Source organism: Bradyrhizobium sp. INPA03-11B, assembly GCF_040446015.1.
GTDB classification, from domain to species: domain Bacteria; phylum Pseudomonadota; class Alphaproteobacteria; order Rhizobiales; family Xanthobacteraceae; genus Bradyrhizobium; species Bradyrhizobium macuxiense_A.
Map to the genome: position 1 here is coordinate 24539 of NZ_JASGSR010000071.1, position 16872 is coordinate 41410.

At 64.9% G+C, this 16872-nt stretch carries 13 protein-coding genes; 8 read left to right on the forward strand and 5 right to left on the reverse strand.

The genetic code is table 11. The features are described 5' to 3' along the window. Nucleotides 1-81: 81 nt before the first annotated feature. Nucleotides 82-1230: an AI-2E family transporter gene (locus tag QMZ05_RS26260; protein ID WP_353703387.1), complete on the reverse strand. Its 1149-nt coding sequence runs from the start codon at nt 1228-1230 to the stop codon at nt 82-84. A 279-nt stretch (nt 1231-1509) separates the two neighbouring features. Between QMZ05_RS26260 and QMZ05_RS26265 the strand changes: the two genes are divergently transcribed. From QMZ05_RS26265 to QMZ05_RS26290, 6 genes are all read left to right on the forward strand, one after another. After that, nucleotides 1510-2280: a gamma-glutamyl-gamma-aminobutyrate hydrolase family protein gene (locus QMZ05_RS26265; RefSeq protein ID WP_353703388.1), complete on the forward strand. Its 771-nt coding sequence runs from the start codon at nt 1510-1512 to the stop codon at nt 2278-2280. Nucleotides 2281-2756: 476 nt separating this feature from the next. Continuing rightward, on the forward strand, nt 2757-5030 hold the full coding sequence (locus tag QMZ05_RS26270; protein WP_353703389.1) for a PAS domain S-box protein: 2274 nt from the start codon (nt 2757-2759) through the stop codon (nt 5028-5030). Between the two features lie 90 nt (nt 5031-5120). Continuing rightward, nucleotides 5121-5771, forward strand: a complete 651-nt coding sequence (locus QMZ05_RS26275) for a glutathione S-transferase family protein (protein WP_353703390.1) — start codon at nt 5121-5123, stop codon at nt 5769-5771. An 87-nt stretch (nt 5772-5858) separates the two neighbouring features. Then, entirely contained in the window at nt 5859-7007 is a 1149-nt protein-coding gene (locus QMZ05_RS26280; protein ID WP_353703391.1) for an IS110 family transposase, read from the forward strand. 441 nt (nt 7008-7448) lie between these two features. Continuing rightward, nucleotides 7449-8507, forward strand: a complete 1059-nt coding sequence (locus QMZ05_RS26285) for a dipeptidase (protein WP_353703392.1) — start codon at nt 7449-7451, stop codon at nt 8505-8507. Nucleotides 8508-8609: 102 nt separating this feature from the next. Next, entirely contained in the window at nt 8610-9677 is a 1068-nt protein-coding gene (locus tag QMZ05_RS26290; protein WP_353703393.1) for an extracellular solute-binding protein, read from the forward strand. Nucleotides 9678-9896: 219 nt separating this feature from the next. On the opposite strand, the gene QMZ05_RS26295 is transcribed toward QMZ05_RS26290, so the two are convergent. Then, the gene (locus tag QMZ05_RS26295) at nt 9897-11126 is read right to left on the reverse strand and encodes an ABC transporter substrate-binding protein (protein WP_353703394.1); all 1230 of its coding nucleotides are present in this window, start codon (nt 11124-11126) and stop codon (nt 9897-9899) included. Between the two features lie 186 nt (nt 11127-11312). Beyond that, complete coding sequence (locus tag QMZ05_RS26300; protein ID WP_353703395.1) at nt 11313-12290, reverse strand: helix-turn-helix domain-containing protein; 978 nt, start codon at nt 12288-12290, stop codon at nt 11313-11315. A gap of 152 nt (nt 12291-12442) precedes the next feature. Here QMZ05_RS26300 and QMZ05_RS26305 point away from each other — a divergent pair, with 152 nt between their 5' ends. Next, nucleotides 12443-12706 carry a tautomerase family protein gene (locus QMZ05_RS26305; protein ID WP_146985659.1) on the forward strand — a complete coding sequence of 88 codons (264 nt, stop codon included), beginning with the start codon at nt 12443-12445 and terminating at the stop codon, nt 12704-12706. 179 nt (nt 12707-12885) lie between these two features. Here the strand turns inward: QMZ05_RS26305 and glnA are convergent, their stop codons facing one another. Beyond that, a complete protein-coding gene (glnA, locus tag QMZ05_RS26310) occupies nt 12886-14295 on the reverse strand; it encodes a type I glutamate--ammonia ligase (protein ID WP_074127279.1) in 1410 nt (469 codons plus the stop codon). A 150-nt stretch (nt 14296-14445) separates the two neighbouring features. Further along, nucleotides 14446-14784: a P-II family nitrogen regulator gene (locus QMZ05_RS26315; RefSeq protein WP_011441447.1), complete on the reverse strand. Its 339-nt coding sequence runs from the start codon at nt 14782-14784 to the stop codon at nt 14446-14448. Nucleotides 14785-15139: 355 nt separating this feature from the next. Here QMZ05_RS26315 and QMZ05_RS26320 point away from each other — a divergent pair, with 355 nt between their 5' ends. Then, on the forward strand, nt 15140-16639 hold the full coding sequence (locus tag QMZ05_RS26320; protein ID WP_353703396.1) for an NAD(P)H-hydrate dehydratase: 1500 nt from the start codon (nt 15140-15142) through the stop codon (nt 16637-16639). Nucleotides 16640-16872: the final 233 nt, after the last annotated feature.

Below are 16872 nucleotides of genomic sequence, written 5' to 3' on the forward strand. Positions count from 1 at the left end.
CGTATGCCGCGCGATGGATTGCTCGCAATGACGGGGATGGAGCATGCACGCGCAGTCCATCATCGTCATCCCGGGGCGAGATCAGGCTGCCTTCGCGGGCGCCTGGTCCTCCGCCTTGAAGTGATCGATCATCACCTTGGCGATCGCCATCAGCGGCAGCGCCAGCGCGAGCCCCCAGATGCCGAACACGACGCCGAGCAGGATCTGGAACGCGAACAGCGTCGCCGGCGGGATGTCGAGCGCTTGGCGCTGGATGATCGGGGTCAGCACGTAGCTCTCCAGGGCGTGGACGCCGAGGAACAGGATGAAGGCCGACAGCGCCGCGATCCACCCCGTCGCAAGGCTCGCCAGCACTACGATCAGCCCGCCGAGGATCGCGCCGACGGTCGGGATGAAGGCGAGCAGGCCGGCCTGGATGCCGAGGATGAACGAGCTCGGAATGCCGATGATGGCAAGCCCGATCCAGGTGACGAGGAATACCGCGGCCATCGTGATGATCTGCGCGATCAGCCAGCGCTCCAGCGTCTCGCCGATGCGGTCGACGATGACGGTCGCCTGCGCGCGGTATTTGGCCGGCGCGATGAACAATAGTCCGGCGCGGTAGATGCTCGGCTGGGCCGCGAAGGCGAGCCCAAGGAACAGCACGATGAAGAAATTGCCGACGACGCTGACGGTGCCGAGCAACACTTTCAGCGTCTGACTGATGATGGCGCCGCCGCTGGAGGCCAGCGCGCCGGCGCCGGGGATGCCGTGGGACTGCGAGGCTGCCGGCGTCGTTGTCGTCGTGGTAGTTGGCACAGCTGTGCCTTCCGGCTTCGCCTCACCGGCCGCGTTGGTGAAATCGAGATAGCTGGTATCGACACCGTGCTGCTCGAGGAACTCCTTGACGCTGCCGAGCTGCGATTTGATCGTGTTGCTCAGCACCGTGGCCTGCTGCGCGATGGTGGTGCCGCCGAGGAACACGATGCCGGACAGCAGTCCGGCCAGCGCCAGGCAGACGACCGCAAGCCGCAACGCATGCGGCAGCCCGGTCAGCCGGCCGAGCTGGGTCGTCATCGCATTCAGGCCGACGCCGAGCAGCATGCCCGAAAACAGCAGGAACAGGGTCGCGGCAAAATGCCAGGCGAAGGTCAACAGGGCCGCGAACAGCACGGCGCCGATGCCGCCGACGGCGATCGCCCACGCCATGTCGTTGCGGGCCTGCAGGCGATTGTCAGCCGGGTCTGTCACGGGTGATTCCCCCTTCGCGACGGTCTGCGAGCAGTCTTTGGCGAAAATCCCGCCCGGGATCAAGCTGCCGGGACCGTGCCGGTTTGCCGCTGACGCGCCGCCGCGCCGGGGCGTGACCGGAGGGCGCCCGGCCGGATTGGGAGCCTCCGGGGAGCTAGTCTGTGCAGGACTGCAAGCCCCCCTGTGCAGAACTAGGTAGTTGATCCCTGGGGAACTCGAAGGCATGATCGTCTCCGCAACGTCGCAAACTTAGAAGAATCATTGCGCGAGACTTCAATAATGAGACGGCCCGTGGTCGGCGTGATCGGAAACGCCCATCGCATCGAAAATCGTTTCACGGTCCAGATGGTCGGAGAGCGCAACCTTCGCGCGGTTACCGAGGTGTCGGGCGCCGTGCCCCTGATGTTCGCGGGCAGCCCCGAAATCACCGAGGTCGGCGCCTTGCTCGACGTGGTCGACGGCGTCGTGTTGACCGGGGCCCGCGCCAACGTTCATCCGACCCGCTTCAACACCGAACCCTGTGCCGCGCACGAGCCCTATGACATCCACCGCGACGATGTCGCGCTGGCGCTATCGGAGGCCTGCGTCGCGCGCGGCGTGCCGATCTTCGGCATCTGCCGCGGCTTGCAGGAGATGAATGTCGCGTTCGGCGGCTCGCTGCATCCGGAGATCCGCGAAATTCCGGGCCGCATGAACCATCGGATGCCGCGGCTGGAGAACGGCGAGATCCATCCCGATCCGACCGTTGTGTTCGCCGACCGTCACGACGTCGCGCTAACGCCGGGGGGCGCGTTCGCGAAAATCCTCGGCCGCGAGACCATTCGCGTCAATTCGCTGCACGGCCAGGGCATCCTCGAGCCCGGCAAGCGCGTCGTGATCGAGGGCATCGCCGAGGACGGCACGATCGAGGCGATCCGCATCGCGGACGCCGCCGGCTTTGCGCTCGGCGTGCAATGGCACGCCGAATACGATCCGCAGCGCAATCCGATCAATCGCGCGCTGTTCGAAGCCTTCGGCGACGCGCTGCGGGAGCGGCGCCGGGCGGCGTAGGGGGCTCCACGCGGCCCTGTCGTCGCTGCGAAAGCAGGGACCCATACGCCGCGGCGGCTCTTGCGAACGGGACTCGTTGTTCCACCATCACGCGACTAGCGGTGTCGGGTCCCTGCTTTCGTGTTCGCAGGGACGACACTGAGTTTGTTTCGCCGTCACTGGTCAAGCATCCGCAACATGAACTCCCGACTTGTTGTCTTCCGTTCCGCCGCTCTGCGAACAGAGGGCGCCGGGAAAGCCGGATCCCGATCATACCCATGGGCCCGCGCCTCGAGCCGACTGCCCTCCGTACTAATACGGATACGAAAGTGGCGGATTGCGGCGCCGGACTCGGCTAAGCAACTGGGTGCAAGCCACCCGATATTGCCCCGGCGCTGACAATACCTTTCCGACTCCTGTTTCCTTTTCCATTTTCCGGTGCAACTGCTCACGATGAGTTGGTCGGGATGAATTTGTCGGGCCGTCTGGCGGTCGGGATGATGCTTCCCGTCGTCACACTCCTGCTCACACTGGGCTTCATCCATGGCGTCACCTGGCCGGGCATGGCGCTCGCTGGCGGCGCGGTTGCGGTGGTGTTGATGACTGCTGAGCTGATTGCGAGATCGCTGTCCAGGACGCCCGCCCAGTTGGTGCGGGCGGCGGAAGCGCTGTCGCGCGGCCAGCAGGTCCAAGCGTCCCCGGCCGGCAATGACGAGGCCGCCCAGCTCGCCGCGACGCTTGCCGAACTGTCGGCGCAGTTGGGCAGCCGGCAGCACCTGCTGGAGAAGACCGTCGAGAGCATCCGCGATCCGGTGGTGGTCGCCGATGAGCACGCGATGATCGTGATCGTCAACGCGGCGGCGCGGCGGCTGTACCGCGTCGAGCCCGGTTTCGACACCCTGACCGGCGTTCGCACCTTCAAGAACTATTATGCCGACGGCACGACCGAGATGCCAATCGCGGACACGCCGATGGCACGTGCGCTGCGCGGCGAAGACATAGACGATTGCGAACTGATCGTGAAACCCCTGCCGCCGGGGCCGGCCGTCTGTCTTGTTGTCAACGCGCGGCCGCTGCGTGACGATGCCGGCAATCTGCGCGGCGCTGTCATCGTGCTGCACGATGTCACCGCGCAGCGTCAGGCGCATCAGGCGCTGGTCGAAAGCGAGCAGATGGCGCAGGCCATCGTCAGGACCGCGCTCGACGCCTTCGTGCAGACCGACCAGGACGGCATCATCCTCGACTGGAGCCCGCAGGCCGAGACGTTGACCGGCTGGACGCGGTCCGAGGCGGTCGGTTGTCGCGTCGTCGAACTGGTGTTTCCGGAGGAGCTTCGCGTCGCGCACCGGCAGCGCATCACCCGCTTCCTGCAGGAGGCCGCGGGCGGCGGCATGGGCATGCGCTACGAGACCGCGTCCTTACATCGCGACGGTCACCGCTTTCAGGTCGAGGTGTCGCTCAATGCTCTGCGCCGCGGCGATGGCTGGATCATCAACTCCTTTGTCAGGGACGTCACCCAGCGCCGCTTCGCCGAGGAGCAATTGATCCAGGCGCAGAAGACGGAATCGCTCGGGCGGTTGACCGGCGGCATCGCGCACGACTTCAACAACATGCTGACGGTGATCACCGGCACGGTCGAGATCCTTGCCGACGGGGTCAAGGACAACCCGCAGCTTGCCGCCATCGCCAAGCTGATCAGCGATGCGGCCGATCGCGGCGCTCAGCTCACCTCGAGCCTCCTGGCCTTCGCGCGCAAGCAGCCGTTGCAGCCCGCCGAGACCGACGTCAACGACCTGATTGGCGAGGTGGTCCGGCTGTTGTCGCAGACGCTGGGGTCGCAGACCGAGATCAGGACGGAACTCAACCGCGGCGCCTGGCTCGCCTTTGTCGACCGCAGCCAGCTCGGCGCGGCGCTGGTCAATCTCGCCATCAATGCGCGCGATGCGATGCCTGAAGGCGGCACGCTGACGTTTGCGACCCGCAACATCCAGCTCGGCATTCCCGACGCCGTGGCGCACGGCGTCGAGCGCGCCGGCGACCATCTCGTGATCGAGGTCGCCGATACCGGCTCCGGAATTTCGCCGTCGCATCTGGAGAAGATCTTCGATCCGTTCTTCTCCACCAAGGAGATCGGGCAGGGCACCGGGCTCGGGCTCAGCATGGTGTTCGGCTTCGTCAAGCAGAGCGGCGGCGGCATCGAGGTCAGGAGCGAGCAGGGACTGGGCACCGTCTTCAGGATCTATCTGCCCAAGGCAGACGGCTCCGCGCAGCGCGCGGCCGAGGAGGACGATCAGCCGTTCAGGGGCGGCGACGAAACCGTCCTGTGCGTCGAGGACGACCCCACGATCCGCGACTACGTCACGGGCCAGCTCGAAAGCCTCGGCTACAAGGTGCTGGCCGCGGCAAACGCCGACGCCGCGCTAGAGATCGTCAACCGCGGCACCGCGTTCGATCTCCTGTTCACCGACATCGTGATGCCCGGCAGCATGAACGGCCGGCAATTGGCCGATACGCTGATGGCCGGGCGGCCGGCGCTGCGGGTGCTGTTCACCTCGGGCTACAGCGACGGCGCGTTGCCGGCACAACAGGGGCGGGGCGGCCACGGCATTCCGCTGCTGACCAAGCCGTATCGGCGCAGCGAACTGGCGCGGATGCTGCGGCGCTGCCTGGATCTACAGGTCGACTTCCAGGGCGACCCGGTTCCGCAGCCGTACTCCGTGCAGCCCGATCTCGAACGCTTCCTGCGCGAGAACCCGCCGGAAAAGAGCTAGGATGGCGATGTGCTGACAAGCGCGGGCGGGCGCTGAACATCGCGCACCGAGATCCACAACCAGCTGCGAGTTCGCCGGGGAGAAATCTGCATGACCATCACGATTACCGCCTTTGAGCGGTCGCCCGACGGCGGCAAGGGACTGGCGCGGGATACGCGGGTTCGGTGGGCGCTCGAAGAGGTCGCGCAACCCTACGCGGTTCGCCTGGTTTCGTTTGCTGCGATGAAGGAGCCCGCCCATCTGGCGCTTCATCCGTTCGGCCAGATACCGACCTATCAAGAAGGTGATCTCGTCTTGTTCGAGACGGGGGCGATCGTGCTCCACCTCGCCGAGTGCCATGCTGGTTTGCTGCCCGATGACGCCAATGCCCGGGCGCGCGCGATCGCATGGATGTTTGCTGCGCTCAACACGGTGGAACCGCCGATCCTCGAATTCGCGACTGCGAGGCTGTTCGAGCGCGACAAGCCGTGGCACGAGGCGCGCCTGCCGCTGGTCGAGGACCGGGTCCGGCAGCGGCTGGACCAGCTGTCGGATCGTCTGGGCGATGCCGACTGGCTCGACGGTACGTTCAGCGCCGGCGATCTGATGATGGTGTCGGTGCTGCTGCGCCTGAAGCCGTCAGGCATGCTCGACGGACATCCGAAGCTTGCGGCCTACGTCGCCCGCGGCGAAGCGCGGCCCGCCTACAAGCGGGCTTTCGCGGCTCAGTTGGCGGTCAATAATCCGCCAGTCGCCGGCTGACTGAGGCGGTCCGTAGATTCCATGGGGCGGTGAGCGGGCCCTGTCCGGTAGGTTTGGGTTTCCACACTCGAACCATCGGAGCGTCTGATGCAAGCATCGACCAAGAGCCCGCCCACCACCGGCCATAGTGGCACAATTTTCGTTGCGATCGAACTGAGCCAGAAGACCTGGTTGGTGACGCTACACAGTCCGGATCGTGACCGGACATCACGTCACAAGCTCGAGGGAGGTGATCACATCGAGCTTCTGGCCCTGATCGAGAAGGTGAAGGCGCGTGCGGCCGAGAAGCTAGGGTCGGCACCGCGTGTGGTGAGCTGCTATGAGGCCGGCTATGACGGCTTTTGGCTACACAGGCTTTTGGAGGCGGCCGGGATCATGAACTTCGTGTTCGACGCGGCGAGCATCGCGGTGGAGCAGCGAGCGCGACGGGCGAAGACGGACCGGATCGATGGCGAGCTGCTGCTGCGGACCTTGATGGCCTATTTGCGGGGCGAGCCGCGGGTGGTCCGGATCGTCCGGGTGCCGAGCCTGGAAGCGGAGGATGCCCGGCGCGCCAGCCGCGAACGCGATCGGCTGGTCACGGAACAGACCGCCCATACCAACCGGATCAAGGCGCTGCTGCGCCTTCACGGGATGGCGGTCGGCAACCCGCGACGGCGCGACTGGCTGGCCTGGCTCGCGCAACAGCGCGACTGGCAAGGACAGCCGCTGCCGCCTCATCTGTTGGCCGAAGTGAAGCGCGAGCACGCGCGGCTGACGTTGATACGCGACCAGCTTGCGACGCTGGAAGAGGCCCAGACGACGCGGACCGTTCCGGCTCCGGCCCCGATGGGAGAGCGGCGAGACCTGTTGCTCCGCATCAAGGCGCTCGGCCCAGCCTTCACCGGGACGCTGGTGAACGAGCTGTTCTACAAGGATTTCTGCAACCGCCGCGAGGTTGCTAGCTATTGCGGATTGACCCCGAGCCCGTGGCGCAGCGGCGGCATTGATCGCGAGCAAGGCATCAGCAAGGCCGGCAATCGACGCGCCCGCCAGAAGGCGATCGAGCTGGCGTGGCTCTGGCTCCGCCACCAGGGCGATAGCGCGCTCAGCCGCTGGTTTCACACCCGGACCACCAACGCCGGCAAGCGCGCCAAACGCATCGCCATCGTCGCATTGGCGCGCAAGCTGATCGTGGCGCTGTGGCGCTATCTCACCACCGGCCTCATTCCCGAGCAGGCAACCATGAAGGCATAAAACAAACCACGCCACCACGCGGCGCGGCTCGCCGCGCTCGTGCAGGATGGATGATGACCGGGCCATCCTAGGGCCTCAACCGCCGTTTCGTAGATGGGTCTCATCCTCGCCAGGCTTCCTCGCCGCAAGCATGCGGAAGGTGGGTACGGATCAAACAATCCGACCGGATATGAGGTGATGCAGTGAGCTGCAGAAATCTTCGGAAGCCAATCCCTGCCACGAGCCCACATGGCGCGCTGCGCTTCGCATGGCTCCGCGCGCCACCCTCTCACCACGCAACCCTAGCCCAGATCCAAACCACAGCCTTGACTCGCAAACCCCCATATGAGGATGGGTAGAGCGCACCGAAACCCATCAACCTGCCATCCGCGAGGCGAGATGATGGGTATCGCTTCGCTCCACCCATCCTACTTGACGCAAGTTCGGCGAGAGGAATGCACAGTGCAGGAAGGCGGCAAGGTTGCGATCTTCGATGGCCACAATGACGCGGCTCAGCACCTCGCCGAGTATCGGGAAGGCGGTCGGGACTTTCTCGTGCGCTCCGAGGAGGGCCATCTCGATCTGCCGCGCGCCCGTGAAGGCGGCATGGTTGGCGGCCTGTTCGCGATGTATGCCAAAGCGGAGCATCCGCGACAGGGCGATTTCACGCGAACCGCCGACGGCTACGAGGTGCGCCTTGCCGAGCCGCTCGATGCGGCCTATGCGCGCCGCACCATCGATGCCCAGCTGAGCGCGCTGGAGGCCATGGTGGCCCGCGCCGACGGAAAGATCCGACAAGCGACGACCGTGGATGAGATCGAGGCGGCGCGCCGGGACGCGGTGTTTTCGATCGTGCTGCATCTCGAGGGCGCCGAAGCGATCGATGCCGACCTGGACGGGCTGGCGAGGCTCTACGCCCGCGGGCTGCGGTCGCTCGGCCCGGTCTGGAGCCGGCCCAACAGCTTCGGCCATGGCGTGCCGTTCGCCTATCCGCGCTCGCCGGACACCGGGCCCGGTCTGACGGACGCCGGGAAGGCGCTGGTGAGGGCCTGCAATGAACTCGGAATCATGGTCGATGCAGCCCACCTCAACGAGCGCGGTTTCTGGGATCTGGTGGCACTCAGCAGGGCTCCGATCGTGGTCACTCACGCCTGCGCGCATGCGATCTGCCCCGCGACCCGCAACCTGACCGACCGGCAGCTCGACGCGGTCAAGGCATCCGGCGGCGTCGTGGGCTTCAATTTCAGTGTGTCCGAGGTGCGCCCGGACGGGCGCAGCGATCCCGACGCGCCGATCGAGACGGTCGCCAATCATCTCGGCTACCTGGTCGAGCGGATGGGTGAGGATCACGTGGCGCTCGGATCGGACTTCGACGGTGCGGTGATGCCGCATCCGCTCAGGGACGCAAGCCAGCTCCAGAGCCTGATCCAGGCGTTGCGCGGGCGCGGTTTCGACGATGCCGCGCTGCGCAAGATCGCTTTTGACAACTGGATGCGGGTGTTGCGCCAAAGCTGGAGGTGAGCAGTCGGCAGGATGGGTATCGCTTCGCTCCACCCATCCGACGCGCTATGCTCCCATCACAATGGCGCGGCCGGTCAACGGCCCGATCTCAGGGAGCATGGAATGCAGGACCGCAAATGGTCGAGACGCGACTGGCTCAAGGTGACGGCGGCCACCGCCGCCGGCATGGTGTTCGCCGAACCGTTGCGCGCGGCGGCGCCGCCGGCCGAGGCCGTGACGCCGGAGCTGATCGCGGCGGCCAAGAAGGAAGGCAAGATCTCGTTCTACAGCGCGCTGGAACTGAACACGGCGGAGCGTCTCGCGCGCGATTTCGAGCAGAAATATCCCGGGATCAGCGTCCGCGTCGAGCGCTCCGGTGCCGAGCGCATCTTCCAGCGCATCGCCCAGGAACAGGGCAGTGGCATCCATGCCGTCGACGTCGCCAACTCGACTGATCCCGCGCATTACCTCGACTGGAAGAAGAACGACTGGCTCGCGGCCTACATCCCGGAAGATGTCGCAAAGCATTTCCCGGCCGACCAGATCGATCCCGACGGCACCTCGGCGACGTCCTGCGCCTGGTTCGAGGTGATCGGTTACAACACCGAGCAGGTGAAGCGCGAGGAGGCGCCGAAGAGCTACGCCGATCTGCTCGATCCCCGGTGGCGCGGCAAGATCGTCAAGGCGCATCCGAGCTACTCCGGCGCGATCATGACCGCGACCTTCGTGCTGGCGCGCGATCTCGGCTGGCCGTATCTGGAGAAGCTGTCGCAGCAGCGCGTGATGCAGGTGCAGTCGGCCGCCGACCCGCCGAAGAAGATCCTGCTCGGCGAGCGCGCCGTCATGGCCGACGGCAACGACTACAACCTCGTGCTGGCCAAGGATCAGGGCAAGCCGGTCGAGGTGGTCTATCCGGCCGAGGGCGCGCCGTTGATCATCGTGCCGAGCGGCATCTTCAAGAGCGCGCCGAACCCGCACGCGGCGCGGCTGTTCCAGAGCTATTTCTTCAGCGCCGAAACCCAGCAGATGCTGGCCGACGAATTCGCACACCGCTCGTTCCACGCCAAGGTGAAGGAGAAGGCCGGCCACGTGCCGCTCGACAAGCTGAAGATGCTGAAGGCAGATCCGGCCCAGGTGCAGGCGCAGAGCGAGGAGATCAAGGCAAGGTACGCGAAGCTGTTCCGGGTGTGAGTGGTCTGTCCTTGCCGCGGGAATTTGGCTTTGAGGCAGCCCTCTCCACGTCATTGCGAGCGAAGCGAAGCAATCCATCTCTCCGCGTACGCGGATGCATGGATTGCTTCGTCGCGGAGTTTATCATCGGGCCGGCCAAAGGCCGGACCCGTTGGCTCCTCGCAATGACGGCGATAGTGCTCGGACCACCCAGGCAGCGCAGCGAGTGGCCACGGCCGGCTACCCTCCCACTTCCGCGCTGAGCATGGGTCCGAACAGCTCCCAGCGCTCGCCCTTCAGTCTTCTGAGTTGCATCTGCTTGATCGGTGCGAAATCGATCGAGCTGGTGTTCATCGTGATTCCCGGCAGCAGGTTGTTGGTCCGGAAGGCCTTCAGGTTGGCGGCCTGTTTCATCACGTTCGCGCGCGTGAGATCGTCGCCGCACTGCTTCAGCACCTGAACCAGCGTTTGCGCCACATTGTAGCCCGTCACCACCAGGCCATCGGCCCGATTGCCTTCGGGGAAGTATTTCGCGAGATATTCGTCGAACGCCTTCATGCCGGGGTCGTCCTTCCATTGCGGATCGAGCGGATCCATCAGGTAGGCCACCGAAATGATGCCTTGTGCATTTTCAAAGCCGGCGGGCTGGATCACAGCACCGATCGAGGAGCCGACCGAGTTGAGAATGTGCAGCGGCTTCCAGCCGATCTCGGCCGTCTTCTTGATGGCCTGTGCCGCGAATTTCGGCGTGGCAATGTCGACGAATACATCGGCATTCATCGATTTCATCTTGACGATATGCGTGTCGATGGTCGGTTCGGCCACCTCGTACGCATCCTCGGTCACGATCATCGACGCCGCCTTGTCACCGAGGCCGTCCTTCAGGCCCTTGAGGTAGTCCTTTCCATAATCGTCGTTCTGGTAGAGCACGGCGATCCTGCCATGCGGCTTTTCCTTCAGGATGTGCTTGGCGTAGATTCGGCCCTCGGCCTGATAGCTGGGCTGCCAGCCCATGGTCCACGGATAATTCTGCGGATCATTCCACTTGGTCGCACCGGTCTGGATGAACAGCTGCGGCACCTTCTTGGTGTTCATGTATTTCTGAATGGCGCCGTTGGATGCGGTGCCGAGGGCGGCGAAGATCAGCAGGACCTCGTCGCTTTCGACGAGCTTACGGGCCTGCTCGACCGTTTTCGGCGGACTGTAGCTGTCGTCGTAGGAGATGAAATTGATCTTGCGGCCGTTGATTCCTCCCTCGGCATTGATCTTGCGGAAGTAGGCCGCCTGGGCCCGGCCGCTGGTGCCGTAGGCCGATGCCGGCCCGCTATAGGGCATGATGTTGCCGATCTTGATTTCAGTATCGCTTGCGCCGGTGTCGTATGTCTTCTGGGCAGATGCGCCGCCTGCACCGGCGGCGAGGATGATGATGGCGGTCGAAAGCGCCGCCATTCGACGTGCGACGAAAGACATCTCGTTTCTCCCAAAAATGCAAAAATGAATGTGTCTGTCTTATCGAAGGCCGCTTCCGGATCCTTGTTGGCAGTGAACACCCGGCTCCGGATCTTGTCGATTCCGAAGCACAGGCTCGCGCGCCGTTTCGCATCACTTCATTGGGTCGTCAGCATTGCTGACCGTAGTCTTCCGGAATTGCTGCGATTACGCCGCACGCATCGATCGCTGCGCGCGATAGGCCTGCGGCGATGTCAGCGTCAGCTTGCGAAAGGCTTTTCGAAAGCTGCTCTCGTCCTCATAGCCGGTGGCGCGGGCGATCGCCTTGATCGGTTGCGCCGTGGTCTCCAGCAGCGTGCGGGCGTGCTCGACGCGGCGCCGCGTGATGAAGGCCTGCGGTGGCTCGTGGGTCAATTCGCGGAAGCGGCGGTTCAGCGTGCGCTCGCTCAGGCCCAGTGCCTGGGCGAGGCCGCGCACCGTAATCGGCGCCTTGCCAGTGCGGCGCACCAGCATGTCCGCCTTGATCAGCAGCGGGTCCTGGGCGAGCATGTAGCCGAGCGGCATGAAGATCGCCTGCGTGCGCTGCGCGGTGTCGATCACCGCATAGTCGGCGCAGACCTTTGCGACCTCAGCGCCTTCGACCAGCTCGATCAGCCGCAGCAGCAGGTCGACCCATGACATCGGTCCGGCGGCGCAGACCAGGCGGTCGGCCTGGGTGATGACGGCATCGCTGGCGAGGTCGACCCTGGGATGGCGACGGCGCAGCTCGCTCTGCAGCCACCAGGTGATGGTGGCGCGGCGGCCGTCGAGCAGGCCGGCATTGGCGAGCAGCAGCACGCCGCTGCAGAAGGCGCCGATCAAGCGGCCGCTCGCATGTTGCTGGCGCAGCCAGGCGCCGGCACGGTCATATTGCGGTTGCAGGCGCTCGGCGGTGAGATGATCGACCAGGCTGCCCGGCACGATGATCGCGTCGAATGCCGTCCGCTTGCTGATGGCGCCATCGACGGCAAGCAGCTTGCCGCCGCCGGCGCGCACCGCCTTGCCGTCGAGCGAAAGCGTCTGCCAGCTGAAACGCGCCTTGCCGCCGCGCAGCTGCATCACATGGTTGCCGAGCGTGAGGATGTCGGCGATGCCGGCGACCGCCGATTGCATGCAGCCTTCCAGCGCGAGGATCGCGAGCTTCATGGGATCTCCAGGCGTTGCCATCATCCTACCCGATCGGCGCGATCAGGCCATGGCGGATATTGCCCGATCTCTGTCTGATCGGCCACTGCCTGATCGGGCCATGCCGGTCCATCTTCGCTGCGCTGTCACAACCTCAGCAATGGAGAGAGACCATGCCTTACGTCACCATTTCCACCGTCCGCGGCATCTTCGATGTCGCCCAGAAGAAGGCGCTGCTGGAGCGCGTCACCGATCTCATGGTTGAGGTCGAGGGGCAGGGCGACCCGGACTTCCGCCGCAACGTCTGGGTCAAGATCGAGGAGGGCGAGCCGGCGAGCTGGTCGCTCGGCGGCATGATGCCGACGCCTGACATGATCGCGGGCAAATTCGGCGCGCTCGATTCCGGCGGCCGGCGGGTTGCGAAGGCGAAGGTGTAAGCGAGGAAGAGGCGCTTTCACCACATCGTCATTGCGAGCGAAGCGAAGCAATCCATCTCTCCGCATGCGCGGACGTATGGATTGCTTCGTCGCTTCGCTCCTCGCAATGACGGATACCTCAAAAAACAAAAGGCGCTTCCATCGGAAGCGCCTTTCGCATTCGTGAGGTGCTGCAAAGCTTACAGCGAGTAGTACATCTCGAACTCGACCGGGTGCGGGGTCATTTCGAAACGGGCGACCTCGGTCATCTTGAGCTCGATGTAGGCGTCGATGAAGTCGTCGTCGAACACGCCGCCGTTCTTGAGGAACGCGCGATCCTTGTCGAGGCTCTCGAGCGCTTCGCGCAAGCTACCGCAGACGGTCGGGATCTGCTTCAGCTCTTCCTTCGGCAGGTCGTAGAGGTCCTTGTCCATCGCCGGACCCGGATCGATCTTGTTCTTGATGCCGTCGAGGCCGGCCATCAGCATCGCGGCGAAGCCGAGATAGGGGTTGGCCATCGGGTCGGGGAAACGCACCTCGACGCGCTTGGCCTTCGGGTTCGCGGTGTAGGGGATGCGGCAGGCCGCCGAACGGTTGCGCGCGGAGTAGGCGAGCAGCACCGGGGCCTCATAGCCCGGGACCAGACGCTTGTAGGAGTTGGTCGACGGGTTGGTGAAGGCGTTGATCGCCTTGGCGTGCTTGATGACACCGCCGATGTAGTGCAGGCAGGTCTCCGACAGGTCGGCATATTTGTTGCCGGCGAAGGTCGGCTTGCCTTCCTTCCAGATCGACTGGTGGACGTGCATGCCCGAGCCGTTGTCGCCATAGACCGGCTTCGGCATGAAGGTGGCGGTCTTGCCGTAGATGTGCGCGACCTGGTGGATGCAGTACTTGTAGATCTGCATATGGTCGGCCATCAGCGTCAGCGTGTCGAACTTCATGCCGAGTTCGTGCTGGGCCGAAGCGACTTCATGGTGATGCTTCTCGACCTTGACGCCCATCTTGGCCATCGCCCCGAGCATCTCGGAGCGCATGTCCTGCACCGAGTCCTGCGGCGGCACCGGGAAGTAGCCGGCCTTGGTGCGGATGCGGTGGCCGAGGTTGCCGCCCTCATATTCGGTCGAGGAGTTGATCGGCAGCTCGGAGGAGTCGAGGCGGAAGCCGGTGTTGTAGGGGTCGGCCGAGTAGCGCACGTCGTCGAACACGAAGAATTCGGCCTCGGGGCCGACGAACACGGTGTCGCCCACGCCCATCGACTTCACCATCGCCTCGGCCTTCTTGGCGATGCCGCGGGGATCGCGGTTGTAGGGTTCGCCGGTGGTCGGCTCGAGCACGTCGCAGGTGATGACCATGGTGGTCTCGGCGAAGAACGGGTCGATCGTCGCGGTGACCGGGTCGGGCATCAGGCACATGTCGGATTCGTTGATCGCCTTCCAGCCGGCGATCGACGAGCCGTCGAACATCGTGCCCTCGGCGAAGATGTCATCGTCGATCATGCTGACGTCGAAGGTAACGTGCTGCCACTTGCCGCGCGGATCGGTGAAGCGCAGGTCGACGTATTTGACGTCGTTGTCCTTGATCGATTTCAGGACGTCTTTGGCGGTCTTCATGAATACCCCTTATGGATGTGCGGGTGTGTTTCCGGCGGTGGGCGACGTTATTCCCGCTTTTGGCGGGTTCGTGTGACTACTCAAACGAAATCAGGCTGCCGAAGCAGCCTTTTTTCTCATTTGCGTCAGAAATTCCGGATAGCACCGCCCTCAAATAGCGTCCAGCCCGGATTCGCCGGTCCGGATGCGGATGGCTTCCTCGATGTTGGAGACGAAGATCTTGCCGTCGCCGATCCGGCCGGTCTGGGCGGCGCGGCGGATCGCGTCGATCGCCTTCTCGACCAGGTCATCGCCGATCACGATCTCGATCTTCACCTTGGGCAGGAAGTCGACGATGTATTCCGCACCGCGATAAAGCTCGGCATGGCCCTTCTGGCGGCCAAATCCCTTGGCCTCGGTCACGGTGATGCCTTGCAGTCCGACTTCCTGGAGCGCTTCTTTCACCTCGTCGAGCTTGAAGGGCTTGATGATGGCTTCAATCTTCTTCACTGAGCGCCTCCCGGGCATTGCAGATTGCAGGGTCGAGTTCGATGCGCGGTGGGGCGCAGTTTGGTTGGTCTTAAGCCTTCCGGCCGGTGGCCGGAAACACGCGCAATGGTCGCATCGAGCGCCCTTGTACGCGGCTTCCTCAAAAGCAGGGTCTATGCCAAGTTGTTAAGGTCCCCGATTTCGGAATGTTATCAGCCTTTTAACAGGCAGTCGGCTGATATCGAACCAGATGGGCTATGATATCCAAGCCTAACAAATAGGCAAATAGATCAATCCATATGCAGTCGGCCAGTAGAAACCCCGCGAACGTCACAGGAATTGCCTCTCGAAAAGGCGAAGCGATTGAGGATTCGGCATGGACGTTCTGACCACCACCGAGATGGAGCGTGCCGACCGGCTGACCATCGCAGCCGGCACGCCGGGCTTCGCGCTGATGATGAGCGCGGGCCAGGCCGTCGCGGAGGCCGCGATGGACCTGGTCGAGGAGGGGCCGATCGTCGTGGTCGCCGGCCGCGGCAACAATGGCGGCGATGGCTTTGTCGCCGCCGCCGAGCTTGCCGCGCGCGGCCGCGAGGTCTCGGTGATCCTGCTCTGTGAGCGCGACAGCCTGCAGGGCGATGCGGCGCTGGCGGCGAAGGGCTGGAAGTACCCGGTGCTGCCGTTCAACCCGCAGGCGCTCGGCAAGCCGGCGCTGATCATCGATGCGCTGTTCGGCGCTGGCCTCAACCGCCCGGTGAAGGGCGACCCGCTGGAGATGATCGCGGCTATCAACGCCAACGGTACGCCGGTGCTGGCGGTCGACCTGCCGAGCGGCATCAACGGCACCACAGGCGCTGTCATGGGCGCGGCCGTGCAGGCGACGGAGACTGTCACCTTCTTCCGCAAGAAGCCCGCGCATCTGCTGCTGCCGGGCCGGATGTATTGCGGCCGGGTCCGCGTCGCCGATATCGGCATCGACGCGCAGGTGCTCGACGAGATCAAGCCGCTGACCGCGGAGAACGTGCCGCAGGCCTGGCGCTGGTCGTTTCCGGTGCCGCGGATCGATGGCCACAAATATGCGAGAGGGCATGCCGTCGTGGTCTCGGGCGATCTCGCCTCGACCGGGGCGGCACGGCTTGCCGCGCGGGCGGCGCTGCGCGCCGGCGCCGGCCTCGTGACGCTGGCCTCGCCGCGCGATGCGCTTGCCGTCAACGCGGCGGCGGTGACCGCGGTGATGGTGCGCGCGGTCGATAACCCGATCCAGTTCGCCGAACTGCTCGACGACAAGCGGCTCAATGCCTGCGTGATCGGCCCCGGCGCGGGTGTCAGCGCGCGCACCCGCGACTTCGTTCACACCGCACTCACTGCGCAGCGGCACCTGGTGCTCGACGCCGATGCGCTGACCAGCTTTGCCGGCACGCCGGACCGCCTGTTCGAGGCGATCAAGGCGAGCGACGGGCTCGGGGTGGTGCTGACCCCGCATGAGGGCGAGTTTCCGCGGCTGTTCAGCGATATCTCCAACAAGCATCCCGGCCGCTCCAAGCTCGAGCGCGTGCGCGCGGCGGCCGAGCGCTCCGGCGCGGTGGTGCTGCTGAAGGGCGCCGACACGGTGATCGCATCTCCGGATGGCCGCGCCACCGTCGCCGCCAACGCGCCGCCGTGGCTTGCCACCGCCGGCGCCGGCGACGTGCTGTCAGGCATCATCGCGGGCTTCCTAGCCCAGGGCGTCGCGGCCTTCGAGGCGGCCAGCATCGGCGTGTGGCTGCACGGCGAAGGCGCCAGCGAGGCGGGGCCCGGCCTGATCGCCGAGGATCTGACCGAGGTGCTGCCGGCCGTGTTCCGCCGTCTCTATGACGAGTTCGGCATTGAATATTAGGCCGCTCGCGCTCGCCGACATGGACACCGCGGCGTACGTGCATCGCGCGGCGTTCGATCACAAGCGCGATGCGATCAGGTTGAATCGTCATCGCGCTCGAGCCCTTTGTTTGCACATGATCCTTCCGGGAAAGCGTCTCGCACTTTTCCGGATCATGCTCTAGGTGGTGTGGACAGTTACCGCATCCATAGGACGATAGCAGCAAGAGTGACGACGGCGAGGTAATTTCTAGC